Source organism: Flagellimonas maritima (genome assembly GCF_003269425.1).
GTDB classification, from domain to species: Bacteria; Bacteroidota; Bacteroidia; order Flavobacteriales; family Flavobacteriaceae; genus Flagellimonas; species Flagellimonas maritima.
On record NZ_CP030104.1, the window covers coordinates 1,129,674 to 1,150,958 of the forward strand.

19 protein-coding genes and 1 tRNA gene are annotated in these 21,285 nt (G+C 37.6%); 12 read left to right on the forward strand and 8 right to left on the reverse strand.

The window, feature by feature from the left end; translation table 11 throughout:
* Position 1: 1 nt before the first annotated feature.
* From HME9304_RS04935 to HME9304_RS04945, 3 genes are all read right to left on the reverse strand, one after another.
* Positions 2–1,372, reverse strand: coding sequence for a hypothetical protein (locus HME9304_RS04935; protein ID WP_112377525.1), 1,371 nt, complete (start codon positions 1,370–1,372; stop codon positions 2–4).
* A 103-nt stretch (positions 1,373–1,475) separates the two neighbouring features.
* Positions 1,476–2,735: a BamG family beta-barrel-assembly machinery protein gene (locus HME9304_RS04940; RefSeq protein ID WP_112377526.1), complete on the reverse strand. Its 1,260-nt coding sequence runs from the start codon at positions 2,733–2,735 to the stop codon at positions 1,476–1,478.
* Positions 2,736–3,464, reverse strand: a complete 729-nt coding sequence (locus HME9304_RS04945; RefSeq protein ID WP_112377527.1) for a type III pantothenate kinase — start codon at positions 3,462–3,464, stop codon at positions 2,736–2,738.
* Between the two features lie 111 nt (positions 3,465–3,575).
* Here HME9304_RS04945 and HME9304_RS04950 point away from each other — a divergent pair.
* Both HME9304_RS04950 and HME9304_RS04955 read left to right on the forward strand, forming a co-directional pair.
* A tRNA-Phe gene (locus tag HME9304_RS04950) sits at positions 3,576–3,648 on the forward strand.
* 153 nt (positions 3,649–3,801) lie between these two features.
* Complete coding sequence (locus tag HME9304_RS04955; protein ID WP_112377528.1) at positions 3,802–4,029, forward strand: hypothetical protein; 228 nt, start codon at positions 3,802–3,804, stop codon at positions 4,027–4,029.
* Between the two features lie 823 nt (positions 4,030–4,852).
* On the opposite strand, the gene gap is transcribed toward HME9304_RS04955, so the two are convergent.
* From gap to HME9304_RS04970, 3 genes are all read right to left on the reverse strand, one after another.
* The gene (gap, locus tag HME9304_RS04960) at positions 4,853–5,845 is read right to left on the reverse strand and encodes a type I glyceraldehyde-3-phosphate dehydrogenase (RefSeq protein WP_112377529.1); all 993 of its coding nucleotides are present in this window, start codon (positions 5,843–5,845) and stop codon (positions 4,853–4,855) included.
* Positions 5,846–5,998: 153 nt separating this feature from the next.
* Positions 5,999–7,813, reverse strand: a complete 1,815-nt coding sequence (locus HME9304_RS04965) for a pyruvate kinase (protein ID WP_112377530.1) — start codon at positions 7,811–7,813, stop codon at positions 5,999–6,001.
* A gap of 110 nt (positions 7,814–7,923) precedes the next feature.
* On the reverse strand, positions 7,924–9,468 hold the full coding sequence (locus HME9304_RS04970; RefSeq protein ID WP_112379727.1) for a glycoside hydrolase family 32 protein: 1,545 nt from the start codon (positions 9,466–9,468) through the stop codon (positions 7,924–7,926).
* 235 nt (positions 9,469–9,703) lie between these two features.
* Between HME9304_RS04970 and HME9304_RS04980 the strand changes: the two genes are divergently transcribed.
* The 6 genes from HME9304_RS04980 (at position 9,704) to HME9304_RS05005 (ending at position 14,743) form a co-directional block, all read left to right on the forward strand.
* Complete coding sequence (locus HME9304_RS04980) at positions 9,704–10,327, forward strand: TIGR04282 family arsenosugar biosynthesis glycosyltransferase (RefSeq protein WP_112377532.1); 624 nt, start codon at positions 9,704–9,706, stop codon at positions 10,325–10,327.
* On the forward strand, positions 10,324–11,139 hold the full coding sequence (locus HME9304_RS04985) for a purine-nucleoside phosphorylase (protein ID WP_112377533.1): 816 nt from the start codon (positions 10,324–10,326) through the stop codon (positions 11,137–11,139). Before HME9304_RS04980 ends, HME9304_RS04985 begins: the two co-directional genes overlap by 4 nt.
* On the forward strand, positions 11,136–12,101 hold the full coding sequence (arsM, locus tag HME9304_RS04990; RefSeq protein ID WP_112377534.1) for an arsenosugar biosynthesis arsenite methyltransferase ArsM: 966 nt from the start codon (positions 11,136–11,138) through the stop codon (positions 12,099–12,101). Before HME9304_RS04985 ends, arsM begins: the two co-directional genes overlap by 4 nt.
* Before the next feature lie 79 nt (positions 12,102–12,180).
* The gene (locus HME9304_RS04995; RefSeq protein ID WP_112377535.1) at positions 12,181–12,927 is read left to right on the forward strand and encodes a DUF547 domain-containing protein; all 747 of its coding nucleotides are present in this window, start codon (positions 12,181–12,183) and stop codon (positions 12,925–12,927) included.
* Entirely contained in the window at positions 12,914–13,621 is a 708-nt protein-coding gene (locus HME9304_RS05000; protein ID WP_112377536.1) for a TIGR04283 family arsenosugar biosynthesis glycosyltransferase, read from the forward strand. Before HME9304_RS04995 ends, HME9304_RS05000 begins: the two co-directional genes overlap by 14 nt.
* Positions 13,622–13,837: 216 nt before the next feature.
* Complete coding sequence (locus HME9304_RS05005) at positions 13,838–14,743, forward strand: hypothetical protein (protein ID WP_112377537.1); 906 nt, start codon at positions 13,838–13,840, stop codon at positions 14,741–14,743.
* A gap of 1 nt (position 14,744) precedes the next feature.
* On the opposite strand, the gene HME9304_RS05010 is transcribed toward HME9304_RS05005, so the two are convergent.
* Together HME9304_RS05010 and HME9304_RS05015 are read right to left on the reverse strand one after the other, a co-directional pair.
* The gene (locus tag HME9304_RS05010; RefSeq protein WP_112377538.1) at positions 14,745–15,677 is read right to left on the reverse strand and encodes an N-acetylmuramoyl-L-alanine amidase; all 933 of its coding nucleotides are present in this window, start codon (positions 15,675–15,677) and stop codon (positions 14,745–14,747) included.
* Between the two features lie 143 nt (positions 15,678–15,820).
* Entirely contained in the window at positions 15,821–16,825 is a 1,005-nt protein-coding gene (locus tag HME9304_RS05015) for a glycoside hydrolase family 113 (protein WP_112377539.1), read from the reverse strand.
* A gap of 270 nt (positions 16,826–17,095) precedes the next feature.
* On the opposite strand from HME9304_RS05015, the gene HME9304_RS05020 reads away from it, so the two are divergent.
* The 4 genes from HME9304_RS05020 to HME9304_RS05035 all read left to right on the forward strand — a co-directional run bounded on the left by HME9304_RS05020 (position 17,096) and on the right by HME9304_RS05035 (position 21,284).
* Complete coding sequence (locus HME9304_RS05020; protein WP_112377540.1) at positions 17,096–18,457, forward strand: NAD(P)/FAD-dependent oxidoreductase; 1,362 nt, start codon at positions 17,096–17,098, stop codon at positions 18,455–18,457.
* A gap of 63 nt (positions 18,458–18,520) precedes the next feature.
* On the forward strand, positions 18,521–20,125 hold the full coding sequence (locus HME9304_RS05025; RefSeq protein ID WP_112377541.1) for a 4Fe-4S binding protein: 1,605 nt from the start codon (positions 18,521–18,523) through the stop codon (positions 20,123–20,125).
* A 132-nt stretch (positions 20,126–20,257) separates the two neighbouring features.
* Positions 20,258–20,590: a toxin-antitoxin system YwqK family antitoxin gene (locus tag HME9304_RS05030; protein WP_112377542.1), complete on the forward strand. Its 333-nt coding sequence runs from the start codon at positions 20,258–20,260 to the stop codon at positions 20,588–20,590.
* Positions 20,591–20,594: 4 nt separating this feature from the next.
* Entirely contained in the window at positions 20,595–21,284 is a 690-nt protein-coding gene (locus HME9304_RS05035; RefSeq protein ID WP_112377543.1) for a glycosyltransferase family 2 protein, read from the forward strand.
* Position 21,285: the final 1 nt, after the last annotated feature.

A 21,285-nucleotide genomic window follows, 5' to 3' on the forward strand; every position in this document is an offset into this window, starting at 1 on the left:
GCTATAAACTAGGTACCTTTACGCTACCCCCGACCCAACAGCTGAAAGAAACTGTTTTACCAGCCATTCCCGAACTGAATATCATTTCCTTTGTAGGTGCCTTTGCATCATAACTTGATGCCGATTGACTTGCGCGACCACTTAGGGATGGATCTACCCTACCTGCCTTTCTGGCCATATCAGCTGCTTTCCAATAAATCGCCCTTTTCTCAAAAGGAGTTGTCCCACAATCGTTTGCGCTGGTAGCATACAGATTGGCTATCAATAAATATGCTTTACCTTGTGAAGAATTGGCATTAATCGCTTTTAGTGCATAATTCTTGGCTTGGGATTTACTGCTTCTTCTTACCGTAGTTGCAATTTTATACAAGATGTTGGATTTTTTGTACGAATCCGTTTCCAGTTCAACTGCTTTATTAAAATCCGCAATAGCACCTTTACTATCTCCCGATTTTTGCTTAAGGGTACCTAAATAAAGATAGACATCGGCAGACGGGTCAAGCTCGGCTTGCAGTTCTACCATTTTGCTAAATAATGGATCATCAGTACATTCTTTGGAGAACATTCTGCCAACTGCGCGTTTTACCCAACTTACATCACCTTTCTTTGCTTCATAGCTTTTCTCGTATAAGGGTATTAAATTGCCACAATCTGCAAGAGCACCCAATTTGGAGTCAATGCTACCAGCAATTTTACCATAGGACTTGGAGTTTATGGTTGCCGCCTTTAATTGTCTTTTTTCCTTTGATGTTAAAGTCCCCAGTGAATCTTTGGGGAGAAGTTTGTTTACGACATCTTTTAATTTTTTATTTTCCTCGCCGACTTTTTCAGTAACATCATCATAAATATCAAATACTTCCTGAAGGTCTTTTTTGTTGGCACTGTGCAAATCTACCAAGCTGGAAAAGTAAAGATAGAGTGCTTTTGGGTTCTTAAAGTTCTTTTTATCTTCCTTAAATGCCTTGTCCAGCATTGTGTAAAGCTGTTCATCAGAGGCCATTTTATTATCGTACATGAGCAGCGCCTTATCTATGGCCACTCCTGCTTTACTGAACTTATTTGGAAAATATTTTAAGCTATTGTCATATAGGGACATCAAATCTTGAATATAGCCATCTTTGTCCGTACCTGATGAGTTCTTTACTTTATGGGAAAGAATTTTTTCTCCATAAGAAAAGTTGGCCTTGTTAATATCTGGACAACTTTCATAGACCATTTTCCAAGGTTCATAGGCTGCATCGTAATTTTTGACTTTTGCATGTTCTGCATATATGGAAAGGTTTGTCATGCACTCTGGATTTTGTGCCTGTGCCATACTTAATCCCATCGACATAATGACAGCTAACATCGTCAAGTAGTATTTCTTCTTCATCTTACTAATTTTAAAGTGGTTAATGTACAAATTTTAATGAAAAAATCATCTTAATGAAACATATATTGGTGGTTATTTATTGATTTTGAAAAAAAAGCTTACATCAATTGATTTTTCTTTTTTCAAACCATCTATCGTTTAAAGATAAGCCAACATTAAATTTTAGATAACTTTCTTCGATAAGGTTCTGATCTGTTGTGCCCCTTCTTCCCAATTCAAATCCTAGGTTAAGATTGGAGAATGAATTGCCCAACGGTAACCCAAGTCCAAAAGTTATGCCAAAATCATTAATCTCTTTGTTATTGACCTCTATGCCTGTAACATCATAACGTATTCCTGCTCTGTAAGTAATTCTTTTAAAGTAACTTGACAGAGATGTATATTCAGGTACAAAGTAACCTCCAAAAGCAAAGCTACTGGCATCCTTATAATTAACATTTTCTATTCCCAAGAAATCATTTCGAAAATCGCTAAACTGTTGAAAACTGTATTCACCGCCCAAAAACCATTTTTTGTTTTCACCAAAACCGAGCCCTATTGTTGTCCTAGTTGGTATTTTAAGTTCGGTATTTCTAAGATTAACAGCATCCAGATCAACATCGATAACTTCGATTTCCTGTCCGTTTACCAATGAGAAAGAACCTATGCGCTCAGAGTTCTCAGAAACAAGATTTCCTTGAGTGTTTACCATGACAGACGTGTACAACGTGTATTTATCCTTTATGGTAGGGGTATAATTAAGGGAATAATTAAAATCATAGCCATTGATGCGTGATTCTCTCCTGTCCAGAGTCCCAAACTGAACATTTTCCACGCTCTGGATTCTTTGGTACTCCAACGTTCCAAAATTAAAATTTACAGTTGCTCCTACACTTAGATTTTTAATAATCTCATATCCTAAAGAAAGGTAAATTCTGTTCAATCCGCCTTCCCCCGCAAACGCGTTCGTAATGGTTGGATCACCTTCTATTTCATCGGTCAAATTATACCCAACAGATGAAAAAGGCATCAATCCAAATCCAAGTCCAAGATTTTTAGCTATTGGAAAACCGATGGACAAGTAATCCAAGTTGGTGAATGATGTATTCTGTTCCTGAGAAAAATCCTTTAATCTAAGTTCGGTATGGGACAGCCCAACTGTGTATGTGGTCAATCTCAATTTTGAGTACGCAGCGGGGTTACGCAAACTAATATGAATGCTATCGCCATACATACTTATTCCCCCCATCATTTGGTTTTCCACAGTACCACTGTTCCTCAAGTCTCCTATTCCAAAATACGAATAAGGTGATACTGTACCGTTTTGCGCGAATATGCCGTGTGCGACAACGCAAAAAAAAGCAATCAAAAATTTCTTAACCATCTAGCGTTTGTTGTATTCCAGCAAGTAATTTAGCCCCTCCAAGAGAAATTTAGAATTCGCAAATATGGTATTTTTTAATCGGTTGGCAAAAAAATGGGAGTCGCCGCCTGTTAAAATAACTGTTAAATCTTGAAAGCGTAAATTATACTGGTTTATAACTCCGTCAATTTCCAAAGAAACGCCGTTTATGACGCCACTGTGCATACTGGTTTTAGTAGAATTGCCAATAAAGTCCAAAATCTCTTCTGGCTGAAGCAATGGAAGTGCATTGGTCATTTCATGCATGGCCCTATATCTCATTTGTACCCCAGGTGAAATGGCACCGCCCACATATTCCCCAACATCATTGACCATATCATATGTTATACAAGTACCGGCATCAATTACCAACGTATTTCCCCTTGGATTTTGATAAAAGGCGGCAGTTGCCAATGCAATACGATCCGTACCCAATGTTTTAGGAGTTGCATAGCTATTTTTAAAAGGAACTTTGGAATCGTTGGAAAGTAAATGAACTTTACAAAAAAGTGAAACAACGTCAAGCTCATTACCATCTAAACTAGCTACTGAAGCTATCAATGCCCGATTAATTTTTGGATATTGTTCAAAAAGCTCCTTGACCTTTGATAAAAACAAGTTTGATGTGGAACTTTCATCAAATATGATCTTCCTACCATGAAATACAGCATATTTTGTTAAGGTGTTGCCAATATCTATAACCAAGTTCATAGTACAAAGATGACAATTTGAAAAAAAACCACTGCCTTTTTTCACGTTTTTGTTTGGATATCCTAATTTTGAAATTATATTTGCACCCGCCTTTGCAAAAGGCTTTTTAAGGGTACCTTAGCTCAGTTGGTAGAGCAACGGACTGAAAATCCGTGTGTCCCTGGTTCGATTCCTGGAGGTACCACAAAAAAACCGGCAAAATTGCCGGTTTTTTTGTTCTCTTAATTGTAGTAAGATTCTTAATAATTTCATAAATATAAAAATCGTATACCCCAATAGGCATAAAATATGAAACTAACTCTTATATTTAGCCGATCTAGATTAATTTTAAATAAAAATGACCGAAGATTTATTAGAAAAGGCAAAGGAGTTTGAAAACAGAACTTTGAGTCATATGTCAACAAGTGATAGAGTAGCAGCTTCAAGAGAGGCCAAACAACTTATACTTTCCATTAACGAAATTTATAAAGAAACAAAGGACCCTGACTTAATGGACGTGATGAAGCGTCTTACCGAAAAGAAGAAGAAGATTGAAAAGCGCTTAAAAGGAACTCCTTTGGTTTAATCAAGCCAGAGTTTATCAGATTCAGGGATTTCGAGAATTGCTATTGGATTCATAAAATTTCATACTGCAATAAGTACTGCAGAAATAATCATAATATTTTTTATGATAACTGTCCTACCAAAGTTGGAAGCAGGTAATTCCTATTATTTGAAGAAATAATAGCGCAGTAGGGATTTTTTGTTGTTTTGTTGAATAAAAATGTGACTCTCGTTATAATTCTCCACCATCCAATCATAATAAGCCATGTTTTGGTTTTCCATTAGTGCCACGTTACGGTAATAGTTAATAGTCGGATAAAGGAACACGATTTAAAAGGTTTAAAATATCAAATCAAAACAAAGAGTATCGCTAATCAGATACTTACAGCCGGCACTCATCATCTTTTCATTTTTCAGGAATGGTCAGATTGATAGTAGTTAATTGCATTTTACCTGTCACGAAAAGATCATGCAATTGGTCTCGAACAAAATACTATAAATTGATATGATTTTGCTATATCATCTCCTCAAATCAATAATGGCAGTTTTTATTTTCAATCGATAATGCAATCCACAAGGAAAATTTTACCAATTATATCTTTTTCATTGCAAACGATGAAAACCTTAAAACGCTAAGGCGACATATTCTGTAACTTCGAAGAATAAATCAAAACTCAACCCCAAAAACCTCTATTTAATTATGAACACTATAGATGAAAAAGTAGGCTACCTTTTTTGGTATTTTGTTGTTGCATGTTCTATTTGTGCATTCATTACCAGCCTATACCATTATATAAACTAAAAGAACGTCGATTTACGCAACACTATTCACAAATCTAATTCTGTTATCCCTTTATTTCCAAAATCTGGCGTATCATCTGATTGGTAAATCCCCACTCATTATCATACCAGGTCATCACTTTGAGCAAATCGCCATCAACCACCCGGGTCATACTTAAATCAACTGTTGAAGCATAAGGACTCTTGATGATATCGGAAGATACAATAGGCTCATCAGTAGTATCCAGAACATTTGCATAACGTTCTGTTTTTGATTCCTCAATAAGAATTCGGTTTACTTCTTCTGCTGTAACAGGCTTGTCGGTAACAAAAACCAAATCTGAAATTGAACCAACAGGTATGGGAACACGTATTGCCACACCATCAAATTTACCGGAATACTCGGGCAAAGTTTTTGTGGTAGCGATTGCAGCTCCCGTAGTTGTCGGAATCAGATTTTGTGCCCCTGCCCTTCCCATCCTAAAGTTCTTTTTTGAAGGTGCATCAACTATACCCTGAGATGCAGTGTATGCATGCACTGTTGTCATGATTGCTTTTTTTATACCTATCCTGCGTCCCAATACCTCAACTACAGGACTTATGTTATTTGTAGTACAACTGGCGCATGAAAAAACACTGGTGTTACCATCTTCTGAATTAACTCCGTGAACCACCGTTGGAGTATCCATACTTTTGGTTGGAGCCGAAATAATAACAGTTTTCGCACCCGCTTTTAAGTGTCTTTCAGCATCTTCACCTTTGGTGAAAACCCCCGTACTTTCGATGACCAAATCCACCTCATTCTTATCCCAAGGTAATTCTTCAGGGTTTTTAATAGAAGTATATTGAATTTTCTGACCGTCAACCACCAAAGTATCCAAATCATGGGAAACCTCTTTCTCATACACTCCATAGACTGTATCATATCTTAAAAGATATGCTGTGTTCTCTATGGAAACAATGTCGTTCACGGCCACTACTTCCAAACCTGGAGTTTCATTTATTACTTTTAATGCCGCACGACCAATACGGCCCATTCCGTTTATTCCTATTTTCATTACAAATGTTCTTAGAATTATTACTTGTTTTTACGTTCTATTAGTCTGAATTAAATCTTATAAATTACAAAGAGTGTACTGTTTTGAGAAGCATGAAATGCAATACAATAGTTAACTATTGCAAATGTTTTTAATTTACTAATCAACAGTAAATTACAGCCATTCCATTTTAGGCCACATCCCTTCTTTTTTTTCATGTAGATGCTCCATTGCTTGAAGGATTTCGTTTAAAAAGCTTATTGCTTCGTTAATGTAAGGGCCTTTGTTCAACATAACACATTCGGCACGTATGGATGAAGTGGTATCCGTTATCTCTGAGCGGGAGGGAAATCCTTTTTTTGCCAAATTTTCCAAAACTTGTGTGGCCCAGACAACTGGAAGGTGAGCAGCGCCACAGAACGATAAAATCTCTTCTTGCACCTTTGCCATATTTTTCCATCCTACTTCCAAGGCCAAATCTCCTCTAGCAATCATAATGCCCAAATATTTACTGTGCATAGCGGCTAAAAGTATTTTTATCAAATTTCTGAAAGCAAACCGAGTCTCTATTTTTAGAATAACGCTGATTTTATCTTTGATCTTCAACTTTTCCATCTCTTCAATCAACTCTCTTACATCTGCTTCACAATTAATATAAGAACAGTTGACTATATCTGCGTGTTTGGCCACAAATTTTAGATCTAATCTGTCCTTTTCGGTCAAGCCGCTTCTCCCTATATCGAGTGTAGGAAAGTTGATGCCTTTTTCAGCCTTTAGAATAGATCTATTTTCTTTGGCATTTGTTATTAGAACTTCAAAGAAACTCGCATGTTTCCTTTCGATAATTCCTTCGATTTTTCCATCGTCAAATAGGATAGGCTCTCCTTCTTTTACTTTTGAAACGACCTCTGATGGAATACATGATATCTTACCTGGCGCAATTAATTTGCCATCGCTGTCAAACACGGGCAACATTCCCTCAATATCCTGCCCCATCACCATCAAAACGTCGCCCTTTTTCAGACTTATGCTTTGCGCTACAGCAGGAAGCTCACCTATAATTCCAATGCCTAAACCTGAGCGTATTGGGTGCAAAGTGATGCCTGTTCCAATATAAAGTGTTTTTTTACAGCGAACCATAACACTTCGCTCTCTAGTTTCCATAACTTCCAGTTTTCGGAATTTTCCTCTTAAATCCGTTATTCCAATAATATCCCCAATAATCAGTTTCTTCAGCCATTGCTCTGTTACAGGTATTGTATTCTGCGCCAAAGGACCAAATGTGTTGGGAACAAGTTCTATGAATGCAAAACTTTTCAGTTTCCCGGAAACGGTACGTTTTGGCTTGAATTTTTTCACTCTGGGACCAGAAACAAGCTTACCTGTCCTGATTTTGGGCCCTGCCAAATCCATTGCAACTTTAACAGGGGTATTACATTCCTTGGCGGCCCGCTTTACATTATTAATAATGGCACTCCATACTTCGGGTCCATCATGCGCACAATTAATACGTGCGCAATCCATGCCATTTTGGACCATTTTCAATACCATTGAATAATTATATGCAGCATCTTTAGGTTGGGTGACCATAATTTTAACCCTTCTGCCATTTTCACTATTTCCAAAGAGATTATCGGTATTTTTTTTTAAGAGATGATTCCCTTCGCCGATGGATAAATAATTATAGTTTTTTGCTTTTTCCGTATTTGAATTTAAATAATTTATAACTTTTCTTGTGTTCAGGAGGCTCCCCAAAATATTTCCTTCTGCATTGGCTAACCGTGTAAGGCCCAATAGCTTCAGTTTTTCTTGCATTTCCCTTACATCAAAGTTTCTGAAAGTGGTGTAGTGCAATAAATTTCTCGCGCTTTCTCTATATACATCGCAAACATCTTTGATAATTTCTCCGTTTGCCTTTTCCTGAATTTCAATTTCATGGACTATGGCATCAATCTGTTTTACTATTCCATCCAGGGCTTTAGAACTCATACTTTAGCGAAAGTTTAGAGGTAGTAAAGGTCTGGATGATATGGTTTAAAAAGCCTGATAAAAGTCAGTAACATCAAGATTTGACCAAAGGAAAAAGTATAGCTAAAAGTTTACCAAACTGATTTCATGAATTGTATCTCACCATTTTCAATTTCTGCTTGATAATCTGAATTTTCTATGATTAATTGATTGAAAGGTTCTGTGGGAAAAATTTGTTCCGTGATTGAATAAATCCCATTATCTAAGAATATTTCTATTGAAGACCAATCCAGTAAAATATTTACATCAAAAAACTCATTGGTAAATTCTTTAATTGGGACAAAATGTTTTTTATTACCAAATTCAGATTGAAAACCTGTGTCTCCAGATTTCATTCTATCGACTATAAAACCATTGTTTTTAAAATTCATTGCCAATACCAAGGTCTCTTTTAAATCATTGGAAAAAATCAATTTAAAATCACGGGATGCAGTTGTAAAAGTAATTTTGCTTTGATTCAAATCTTTTACGTTCAATGTATCGGAGTTACCTGAAGCGACCTTGAATTTTTCTAAAACAGCTGTTGCCAATGTATTTATCTCAGCCAATGGCATACTCGCTAATACGTAATCATCTTCAATCTTTTTAAGCAAAAGCTCTCTAGGAATTGTCATGGCGCTTCGCCACTTTTTTGTAGGCGTATTTCGGGCATAATCCCAGTTGCTCATCCAGCCAATAAAAATTCGCTTACCATCCGGTGTATTATTATAGGTAACCCCAGCATAATTATCTGTTCCATAATCCAACCATTTTTGCTTCTTTTGAGTGGAAGTGAAAGTAATTCCATCAAAATCCCCAATAAAATATTGTGTTTCACTACCACCATTGGGTGCGCCAGGGTTTATACTTATGATTAAAACCCACTTCTCTTTATCAGTGCCTTCAACTTTAAGAGGAAATAAATCAGGGCACTCCCATACTCCACCATGAGCCCCCCTATATTTTCCAAATTCGCTTAGATACCTCCACTTTTTCAAATCCTTGGAGGTATAAAATTTAGCATGGTCCCCCGCTACCAAGACTAATATCCAACTCTGGGTTTTATCATGCCAAAACACCTTTGGATCTCTAAAATCCCGTATTCCTTTATTATCGATTACGGGATTGCCATCATATTTTGTCCAAGTGTCTCCGTTATCAAGACTATAGGCAATGCCCTGGGTTTGAAAATCGTTTCTTCCCGCTTTTTCACCTTCCATAAGATGGTAGGTGAAAACGGCTACTAAAGGCTCCTTACCATCCACGCCAAATCCTGAAGTATTATTTTTATCCACTACAGCACTTCCAGAAAAAATCAATCCATGCTCATCAGGATACAAGGCTATGGGCTTGTGCTTCCAATAGACCATATCATGACTGACAGCATGCCCCCAGTGCATGGGTCCCCAAACAATGTCCTCAGGATAATATTGATAAAAAAGATGGTACAGTCCATTGTTGTAGACCAATCCATTGGGATCGTTCATCCATTTTTCGGGAGGGGAAAAGTGATATTGGGGACAATACTGTTCCGTATAAATTTTTGATTCTTGATGCACAACCGCTTTTTCTTTCGTTTTTGATTTGCACGAAATAATTAAAATTAAAATTGCGTAGGGGAAAATCCTTTTAAGCATTTTGTCTTTATAAAATTGAAGCTTTAAGATAACCATTATAAACTTTCAAATTGGCAAAACACTATATTTGAAACTGATTTATAATAAAGTGAGCATACTTAAGCATAGCCTCCTTTTTTACATCAAAATATTGTAAAATTAAAAAACATACTCTTAAAGTGTTTTTGTTATCCGTAAGCATTAAGAATAATTGTAGACCAATGCTAAAACTTATATTTAACCAAATCAAAATAGCTTGAAAGAGAACCATAGCAACCTACTCTTAATTTTTACCCGTAATCCAGAACTTGGTAAATGCAAAACCAGATTGGCCCATAAGATAGGTGATGAAGCTGCTTTGGATATCTATAGATTTTTATTGGACCATACCGTTTCGGTAACACAAAGCCTCAATGCGGATAAATGGGTGCTTTACTCTGAAAAGATTTGGGAAAATGACATATGGGATGAAGAATCATATCGAAAAAAGCTTCAAAAAGGAGATGATTTAGGGATCAGAATGGCAAATGCCTTTGAAGAGGGCTTTAATTTAGGTTTTGAAAAAATCATTGTAATTGGCAGTGACTTATACGACCTTTCTGAACAGGATTTGGAAAACGCTTTCAAGAAATTGGAAGACCATGACTTTGTCATAGGACCGGCAGAGGACGGTGGGTACTACCTTTTGGGAATGACCACTTTTACCAATACGCCTTTTCAAAATAAAGAATGGGGCTCAGAAACCGTTTTAGCGGATACCTTAAAGGATTTGAACGGGGAAAACCTAGTTCAACTTTCCGTTAAGAACGATGTGGACCACTATGAGGATATAAAAAATATCAGGGCTTTTGAGCCTTTTTTAAAACATATCAAAGAATGACCAAAAAACAACTTGAAGAGTCCGTAACATATTTAAAAAATAAAGGATTCGAAGCTCCTGAAATCGGCATTGTACTTGGCACAGGATTAGGGCAATTAGTAGACGAAATTGAAGATTCCATTGAAGCGCATTATAATCATATTCCCTATTTTCCATTAGCGACCGTTGAATTCCACTCTGGAAAACTAATTTATGGGACTATCGCAAATAAAAAGGTAGTGGTCATGCAGGGGCGTTTTCACTTATATGAAGGTTATGATTTTTTGGACATAACCTATCCTATCCGTGTAATGCATCAATTAGGAATTAAAAAATTATTCGTTTCCAATGCTGCGGGCGCCATCAACTTGGATTTTAAAAAGGGGGAGATAATGCTTATTGAGGACCATATCAACCTCCAGGGAGGTTCGCCATTAGCTTTTAAAAACGTTGCCGAATTTGGCGATAGGTTTGTAGATATGAGCGAACCCTACGATTTGGATATGCGTGAAAAGATAAGTGCAATTGCCAAAAAAGAGGGGATATTGATTAAAAAAGGCGTGTATGCCTCAGTAGTAGGACCACAATTGGAAACCAAAGCTGAATATCGAATGTTGAAAATTTTAGGAGCAGATGCCGTAGGTATGAGTACGGTCCCAGAAGTAATTGTCGCGAATCATTTACGACTACCTATTGTAGCCGTATCTGTTTTGACCGATGAGTGCGACCCTGATAATCTTGAACCTGTCAACATTAAGGAAATTATTGAAATTGCGGGCAGGACAGAACCAAAAATGATACAATTGTTTAAAGAATTAATACGAGAAATATGAGTTATCTAAACGCCACACAAGATTTGTACAAAGAAGCGGCACTTACCCCAGATGTAGGACTTTGTTGCACAACAAACCCCATTTGGCAATTTCCAGGGCTTTCCATTCCAAAAATAATGCAAGAGATGAACTATGGCTGCGGAAGTACGGTATCTGCACAGGACCTTATCAATAATCCCAAGGTACTCTATGTCGGTGTAGGAGGTGGTATGGAACTTTTGCAGTTCTCCTATTTTTCAAGACAAAAAGCTGGTGTTATCGGTGTAGATTCGGTCAATGAGATGCTAGAGGCTTCCAGAAAAAATTTTAAAATTGCCGAGAAAGAGAATGAATGGTTCAATAGCGAATTTGTGGATTTGGTGAAAGGTGATGCACTTAATCTTCCCGTTGCGGATGAAAGTATTGATGTAGCGGCACAAAACTGCTTGTTCAACATTTTTAAGATGGAAGATTTAAAAAAAGCGGTTTCAGAAATGTATCGGGTGTTAAAACCCCATGGACGTCTGGTCATGAGCGATCCTACTTGTGAACAATCCATGAACGAAGAACTGAGAAATGATGACAGGCTAAGAGCACTTTGTCTTAGTGGCAGTATTCCCATTAAGGATTATGTAAAAGTATTGACAGATGCTGGTTTCGGCACCATTGAGATAAGAGCAAGAAAATCCTACAGGGTCTTGTCCCCCAACCACTACCCAACGGATGAACTGATTTATATTGAATCGATTGAAATTGCAGCGATAAAAGACCCAATGCCAAAAGACGGGCCTTGTATATTTACGGGCAAAACAGCCATTTATTATGGCGATGAAGAATATTTTGATGATGGTTTGGGCCACGTGCTACTTCAGAACCAACCTTTGGCTGTCTGCGATAAAACAGCAAAAGCACTTGGCAATGCATCGGACGAAATCCATATCAGTGAAAGCACATGGCACTACAATGGTGGGGGATGCTGTTAGTTTTTTAAGACCTTTTGAAAGGTTGGATTGCTTTTTATGACTATTTACTAAAGTAATAACCGATTCTAAAAATCTGCCCATGAATTTCGTCCTAAATCTTTTCTTTGGATTTCTTTTGATGTCGTGCAATGGAACCTTGGAAGCAAAATCAAGTAAAAACCTTAATACGGAAACTGTTTTGCCGGACCATGATTTTTGGGATCAATTACTAAAGAAGTATGTTGATGAAGAAGGAAATGTAAACTATACAGGATTTAAAAATAACGTTGCTGACCTAAATGTTTATTTGGAAACACTGGCACAAAACCCACCTTCATCCTCTTGGGGCAAGAATGAAAAGCTTGCCTACTACATCAACCTGTACAATGCTGCAACCGTAAAATTAATTGTTGATAATTACCCCTTGAAAAGCATCAAGGACATTCCGAACCGATGGGAAAAAGAATGGATTTCCATTGGCGGCGAAACAACATCCTTGAATGATATTGAACATAAAATACTGCGTAAAATGAACGAACCCCGAATTCATTTTGCCATCAATTGCGCATCAGAATCGTGTCCAAAACTACTTAATACAGCGTTCAAAGCTCAAAATATTGAAAAATTACTTTCAAAAGCAACGGTAGATTTTGTAAATGATAAAAAACGAAATCGTTTTGAAAATGAAACAGCAGAACTTTCAAGAATTTTTAAGTGGTTCAAAAGTGATTTTACAAAAAAAACCTCACTACTGGAATATATAAATGTCTATCTGGATAATCCCATTGACAAAAATGCAAAAGTTGAATATTTGGATTATGATTGGAGCCTAAATGAAACAAAGTAATGCGGTTAAAATCAGCATAATAATTCCTGTATTGAATGAGGAAGCGTATCTTGGGAAGTTGCTAAAACATATATCCAAGACGAGCAGTCCAAAGAAAATTATGGAAGTAATCTGCGTTGATGGGGGGAGTGTGGACAAAACTGTGGATGTCATAAATCGACATGGAGCAAAGGTGGTGCATTCCAAAAAAGGGCGCGCCAGACAAATGAACCTTGGGGCAAAACAGGCCAAAGGCGAGATTCTCTATTTTTTACATGCAGATACATTAACTCCAAAGGATTTTGACCGACAAATTTTAAATGCTGTCGAACAGGGCCATGAATCTGGATGTTTTAGAATGCGATTCGATACTAAAAATCCTATACTACGTTTTTTTGCGTGGATGTCCAAAATAAACCATACCCTCTGCAGGGGAGGTGATCAATCCTTATTTATCAAAAAACATGTATTTAATAAAACCAAAGGATTTAATGAGGACTATCTAATTTATGAGGATACGGAATTTATACAACGTCTCTATCAACAAACAAAGTTTAAGATTCTATCGGATTACGTCATTACATCAGCTAGAAAATATAGGGAGCAGGGATGGCTCAAAGTCCAATTCCACTTTGCCATGATTCATTTAAAGAATTACTTTGGAGCCAGTCCGGAAGATCTATATCGTTACTACCACAAGAATATTTTATCCTAATGTTACTTTGATAGCTTTCAAGCTTAAACTTTATAATGATTACTTAAGATTGTCAGGTCGAGTGCAGTCTAGACCCTTTCGGTTTATTAGTATTTTACTACCTTATGACTGTGCCTTTCTACCAAGAAAGCCAGGCTCAAGGAGCCATTGTTTTATAGGCTTTATTCAATTGACAACGGATTTTGAATTTAACCTATGTTAACCTAATTTCATATCATGAACATAAAAAATAGCTTATTTATTCTTTTTGTCCTGGTACTACTCATCGGCTGCAAAGAAAACGAGAAAAAAATAATGCCTATCGCCAAAGAGCCCGCCGAATCAAAAGAAATGGCGAAAGTGCCTTTAGGATGGGTCGAGAAACGAGTATCCAATGCTAAGCGTAAACTGACCTCTACAGAAGCAGGTAAAATTGTCTGGAATGCCATGGAGGCACATGGAGGTCTTGAGAAATGGTATAATAATGGCCCTATAACTTTCAGGTTCAACTATCAACCTTTGGATGGGAGTACTCCAAGGGACACTTATCAAGCAATAGATACTTGGAGAAGCAGGGCACGGCATTACCAAGCAGGTGATTCCACACTTCAATACGGGTGGAATGGAGAAAAACCTTGGGCAATAGCAAAGGACAGTACCTCTTTTGCGTATAATACCAGATTTTGGTCGCTTACGCCCTATTTTTTTATGGCCCAGCCCTTTGTATTGGACGGTGATGGCGTGAACTTGGAACTGTTGCCCCAAAGAACAATGGATGGTGAATTACAGGATATCGTAAAAGTTACATTTGATGCTGGAACAGGTGATGCGCCCGACGATTATTATGTGCTTCATTTCAATACAGAATCCCATCGATTGGAGGTTATTCGATATATTGTTTCCTATCCTGGTTATTTTGAAAAAGGCAAACACCTTCCAGAAAAATTCATGACTTTACATGGGGAACAAACCGTTCAAGGGATTTTGTTCCCAGAAAGCTATAAGACCCATTGGTTAAGCGAGGATGAATCGGCAGGCGAGCATATAACCGATATCACCTTAAGCGATATTGAATTTAAGCCAGAACTGGAATCCGATTATTTCAGCATTCCAAGTAAAGCCAAGATAATGGAAGGGCTTTAAATCAATCCTCAATTTCAAGATCGGCATAGTCCTTAAGAATGCCATTGGCAATCAAATCACTAAAGGATTCTTTGTCAGAGCGTACAGAAATAACGCCTTTACCTGAATATTTGGAATTATTTTCTATCATCAATAGACTTACTGCTGGCAGCGTGTTTTTGGCTAGATAAAGGCTATGCTTATCTTTAAAAATCATGTCCACGTCTTCAAATGAACTGTTGGAAACACTGTGTTTTTTAAATATATTCTGAATATTGTTGGCAAACCTTTGGCCTTGGTCACTCTTTGCGTGGTGGTACACCGCTACCTTTACATCCCCCTCAGCAATCAAACCGTTGGCCTCAATGATTAAGAGTCGCTGATACTTGCCCGAATGTTGCAGGTAGTGTTTGTTGATGGTTTCCACATACCATCCCATTTTGTCAAGTTCTGTGGAAAGAACATCGGCCTTTTTGTCCATAGAGTCGGCACCAATGATAAAGACCTTCGCCCCGTGGACCAAAAGTTCGGCAGCTAAATTTTTGGTTATTTCATTTACAAAATCATTATTATTGGTAGATTTTGCTTCGGGTATCAAATAATATACAGCATCGACCAATTTACTGCTCTTGTGGGACATTGTGGAAAGCTCCGAGTTGAAAATTGGGCTTTCCTTTTTTTCTGATGAACCGATTCTAACCCCTGTTTTCTTAAATGAATCCAATGCCATGGGAATTAGGTATTCTTTACCCACTTGCAGCTTACTGCCATCTTTAATATTCTTTGCATTGAGAATTATAAATTCTTCGTAATATTTAACAGGATCCAATCCCTGTTTTCTAAGTATGGAGAAAATCCCATCCCCTTGTTCGGCAACTACGGGGTAATTCTTTTCTTGGGCTACCAGTAAAGAAAATACACCTGCCCATAACAATAATGTTAGCATTGATTTCATAATAGAATAAAGTTATGTGAGGGATGCCTTACGAAGGTCTTAAAAATTTTACGAAATTCTCTTAAAATGTATCAAAAATATTGTCCTATACCAAAAACAACATTTGCAAATATTTGATATGAATGAATAAGCAGTACTATTTGCTATTTAAATTTGGTGAAATTTTTATAAATAACAGTTTCGGCAGGTTTGTTCTGTGGAGTAAAACGATTATCCATTGCACCGCCAGATTCGGAATGATTAATAAACCATTTCCAGACGAAGCCCCCGGCAAACCAATCTTCATTCCAGAATTCTTCAAAAATGACCTTTGTGGCATCCGCTTGGGCATCAAGGTTTACTTCCATATTATTCCTATCCACCAGCCACGGTTTTTTTGCAGTATAATCCATGCTTCTGTATCCAAATTCCGTAAAAAGAATCGGTCTATCATTTTTCTCCGATAAAGCGATTAGTTTGGTTTTCCAAGGCTGCCATCCAGATTTTAGTTCCTCAATTGTAGGAAAACGTTCTTCGGACAATGGAAAGTAAGCGTCCACTCCTATATAATCCAGTTCTTTCCAAAAGGGTGTTCTTACATATTCGTCCCAATTTGCGGCGTAGGTAAGCCTCCCTTTATATACCTTTCTTATCTGCTCAATCAGCATTGGCCAATATCTCGGTCTATTCTTTACGAATTCCTCCAATTCGGTACCAATACAGTAAATCTCGGTTTTGGTTTCTTCGGCGAGCACCGCATAGGTTAGAATAAAATCGCTATAGGATTCTTCAAGGGTTTTCCAATCTTCATCGGAATTCATGGCCATATCTCCCGTAAATTCGCCCCTCCATATCCAAATTTGGGGCTTCAGCATTATTTTAATGCCATTTTTTTGCAAGAGTTCTATATATTGTTTAGCCCCGCGCCTTGTTTCTCCGTACCATTGTCTATCGGTATCAAAAATAATGTTTGGTGAATTTAGGTCTCTGGCAAAACCAAAAGGCATTATAGCTACGTAGTTGGCATTTGTACGAAGAACGGGTTCCACGTGTTCTTGTTTCACTTCTTCGCGTGAGCCTACAAAACTCAATCCGTTTATCTTCTCTTCTTTTTGACTATTGCAGGAAAACTGAAGCAAGCATAAGCAAAAGAGCCCTAATCTTTTCATAATTCTAAAGGTCAAGGTTCTAAGGTAATATTTTACAGATCAAGAATTTATGGACGTTGTTCAAAAAAACTTATTGAACAGGAAAAATTTTGGTTATAGGGAAAATTTAAAAACTCCTAATGTCTGGGCATAAACCTCGGTAAGATTTTCTGTGCCGAATTAGAAAGGTATAAACGGCATGATAATGAATTTAAAATCTATCTAAATTAGATTCTTGTGTTAAGTTCCTATATTTAAGGACGACACATAATCCATAACCAATAAAATCCAATGGAGAATATTGTTATTATAGGAAATGGGATTGCAGGCGTTTCGGCCGCAAGACATATTCGAAAACTTTCCGATAAAAGAATCATTATAATTTCTGCTGAAACGGATTATTTCTTCTCAAGAACCGCGCTCATGTACGTATATATGGGGCATATGAAGTTTGAACACATCCAACCTTATGAAAATTGGTTTTGGGAAAAGAATAGGATAGAGCTGGTCAGAGGTTACGTGACCCATGTGCAACCCCAAGAGAAACAGTTGTTGATTGATGGCTCAAGAGCCATACAATATGATAAATTGATAATCGCCACCGGATCCAAACCCAATAAGTTTGGTTGGCCAGGCCAAGATTTACATGGTGTACAAGGATTATACTCCAAACAAGACCTGGACTTATTGGAGGTGAATGCACCAAATAAAGAAACCTGTAAAAGAGCCGTAATCGTTGGTGGCGGCCTTATTGGAATTGAATTGGCGGAAATGCTACGAAGCCGAGATATTCCAGTGACTTTTTTGGTACGGGAAAACAGCTTTTGGAACGGTGTTCTTCCCAAAGGGGAATCGCAACTCATCAATGAACATATCAAAGAGCATCATATTGATTTACGACTTGCTACAAACTTAAAAGAAATTGTAGCGGACGAGAACGGAAAAGTCAAATCGGTGATTATTGCAGAAACGGGAGAAGAAATTCCATGCGATATGGTCGGCCTTACGGCTGGAGTGACTCCTAATATTGACTTTCTAAAAGATTCAGGAATTGAATTAGGTCGTGGTGTAAAAGTGAATCGATTTTTAGAGACCAATATAGTGGATGTTTACGCTATAGGGGATTGTGCAGAACAACATGAAGCTATTGGTAATAGAAGACCTATAGAAGCAGTTTGGTACACAGGTAGAATGATGGGGGAAACCGTTGCACAGACCATTTGTGGAAACAGGATTGAATACAAACCGGGACATTGGTTCAATTCTGCCAAATTTTTGGATATCGAATACCAAACCTACGGGTGGGTTTTTTCCGAAAGGAACAAAAAAGAACATGAAGAACACTTTCACTGGAGACATGCTGCCGAGAAATTATGCGTAACAATGGCTTTTGATAAGGACAGTCATCAATTCTTGGGCATAAATACCTTCGGTATACGCATGCGTCACGAGGTTTTTGATAGATGGTTGACCGAGAAAAGAAAGATTGATTATGTCATTGAGCATTTACAAGATGCCAATTTTGACCCGGAATTCTATAAGAACTACGAGCACGAAATCGTATCAAAATTCAATGCTGATTTTGGAAAATCCATCAAACCAAAAAGGAAAAGTATTAAACGTATTTTCAATTTAAAACCTCAACATCACTAAACGATAATAATAGATTTGAATTTGACATTTGAGCTTGAATTTGAAACTTGAACTTAAAAAAATATGAGCACGTACGATAGAAGCATGGCCTTAACGGGGCAACCACCAAAGGAGATCAGTAGAAATCAAAAAATAGCTACGCTTATCGGTCTATCTGGCTTGGCGATCATTTTATTGGCAGCTTTCAATGTTAGTTTTCCCAACAAGGCACTGTGGCTAAGTATTTCACTGGCGGCCATTACTACCGGAACCATATGGTTTTCTTGGGAAGCGTATTCAAAAAAGCTTCCGGGAATCAAGAATGATGGGGTATGGTTCAAATCTATTTCCAGCCAAGGGTTTTGGGGGTGGATTGCAGGAATAGCATTGACCACATTTTATATTGTGCTTTATTTTTATCCTGAGTATTTAGGATTGGTGAAAGATGGAGAAAACAAGGGAGTAATCGCTTTATTTGACCCGCTTAGTAGAATGTTGAGCGGAAATCCCGCAAGCCAGTGGTTTGTTTATGGTACATTATACACTGTTGCCATTTTAGCCTTCGGAATCAAGTTCATGTGGAAATATCGCCATAATCGATATGAGCGAATACGAACTATGAGTGTGATGTTCTTTCAAACTGCTTTTGCATTTATTATCCCCGAGTTGATGGCACGCTTAAACGGTGACAAAATTCTAAATGGAGGAAGCTTGCCCTACTATGATTTAAAAAATGTTTGGCCCTTAAACTATTATAATTTTGAAGGGTATCGAATAAAAAGCTTCTTAAGTTCTGGGGACATTGGTTTCGCTTTATTGATTTTTGGAATACTTTCCATCTTCGTCATTACACCCATACTTACCTATAAATATGGTAAACGATGGTACTGCTCATGGGTCTGTGGTTGTGGCGGACTCGCAGAAACCGCTGGCGATTCTTTTAGACAGTTAAGCGATAAGACCGTAAAGGCATGGAACATAGAACGCTGGGTGGTGCATAGCGTAGTTGTTTTTGTAACCTTGATGACAACGGCCGTTATCTACTCTTACTTGGGTACCGATACCAGCAAGTACTGGCTCACAAAAAATACTTTTCTAATTGGTGTGGCCATATTGTTGACCGTGGTTTTTACCTTGGTAATGCTATTTAAGCGCGAACAACTCCAAAAAGATGCACAGTACGGTGCCATTGGGTATTTTGTTATTATCATGGCACTTATCGGAATGCATTTTTTTAGTGGAGATGGCAATGTCTTTTTATTCAAATCGGAAACACTGCGCAAATCCTATTCATTTTTGATAGGAAGTATTTTTTCCGGTGTAATCGGTACTGGTTTCTATCCAATTTTAGGGAACAGGGTCTGGTGCAGATTTGGTTGTCCCATGGCAGCAATTTTGGGCTTTCAACAACGTTTGTTTTCAAAGTTCCGAATTACGACGAACGGGGGACAATGTATTTCCTGTGGCAACTGCTCTACCTATTGCGAGATGGGCATCGATGTACGTGCCTATGCACAAAAAGGAGAAAACATTGTTAGGTCAAGCTGTGTAGGTTGCGGCATTTGTTCCGCTGTATGCCCAAGAGGTGTACTTAAATTGGAGAACGGCCCATTACAAGGTCGTATTGATAGCAACCAAGTATTAATGGGCAACGATGTTGATTTAATGACACTGGTCAACAAAAAATAATATGCTTCGTTCTAGTATTCTGCTTGTCCTATTCATCCTGGCCAATGCTATTAAGAAATAGCATAGAGAATATCATAACAATGGTACCCTAAAGGCTCACGGGTGGGAAGTTGACGATTTCAAAGAAGCATTTTGGAAATACTATTTCTCCAACGTAAAAATTATGGAACAAGGTCAACAAAAAATGAATCTACGCAAAGGTTACTGGTATTTTACGATAAAGATGGAAGATTGGAAATTAAAGGTCATTCCGAAAACGGAAAGAAAGTCAAATGGTGGCCTTTTTATGATGGCAATGGAAATTTAAATCACAAGTGCCAATTGCAAAACGGGGTCAAAAAAGGCTATTGTCTCAAATATATGGATGAAGAACTAAAATCTGCAGAAAAATATAAAATCAGAAAAAAAATAAAGGAATGGTTTAGCTTTAGCGGCTTTAAAAGAAAAACAAATTATCCGATTTAAAGTAATGGCAGATATTAAAGTTATCATTCCCGCAGTAAACGAAGAGGATTCCATAGGCAAAGTAGTGTCCGAACTTCCAAAATCGGTTTCAGAAATAATTGTGGTGAACAATGGATCTACCGATGCGACCGTTATTAATGCAGAAAAAGCCGGAGCAACCGTATTAACAGAAAACCGCCGTGGGTATGGCTTTGCCTGTTTAAAGGGGATGGATTACATAGCCAAACAATCCAAAGCACCGGATATTATCGTATTTATCGACGGAGACTATTCTGATTATCCCGAAGAATTGGATAAAGTAGTGGCTCCGATCTTAAACAACAATATGGATTTGGTAATAGGCGCACGCAAGAAAGAATTACGGGAACAGGGATCAATGACCTTTCCCCAAATCTTTGGCAATGAGTTGGCTACATTATTGATGCGCTTGTTTTTTGGTGCAAAATTCACGGACCTAGGACCTTTTAGGGCTATTAAGTACGATAAGCTAAAAGACTTGAAAATGGAAGACAAAACGTATGGCTGGACAGTAGAGATGCAGTTAAAGGCACTACGTAAAAAACTGAGGTACACAGAAGTACCCGTACGCTATAAACGCAGAATAGGTATCTCAAAAGTTTCAGGAACCATAAAAGGTGCTATATTTGCAGGCATAAAAATTCTGGGTTGGATTTTTAAATACAGTATAAAATAAT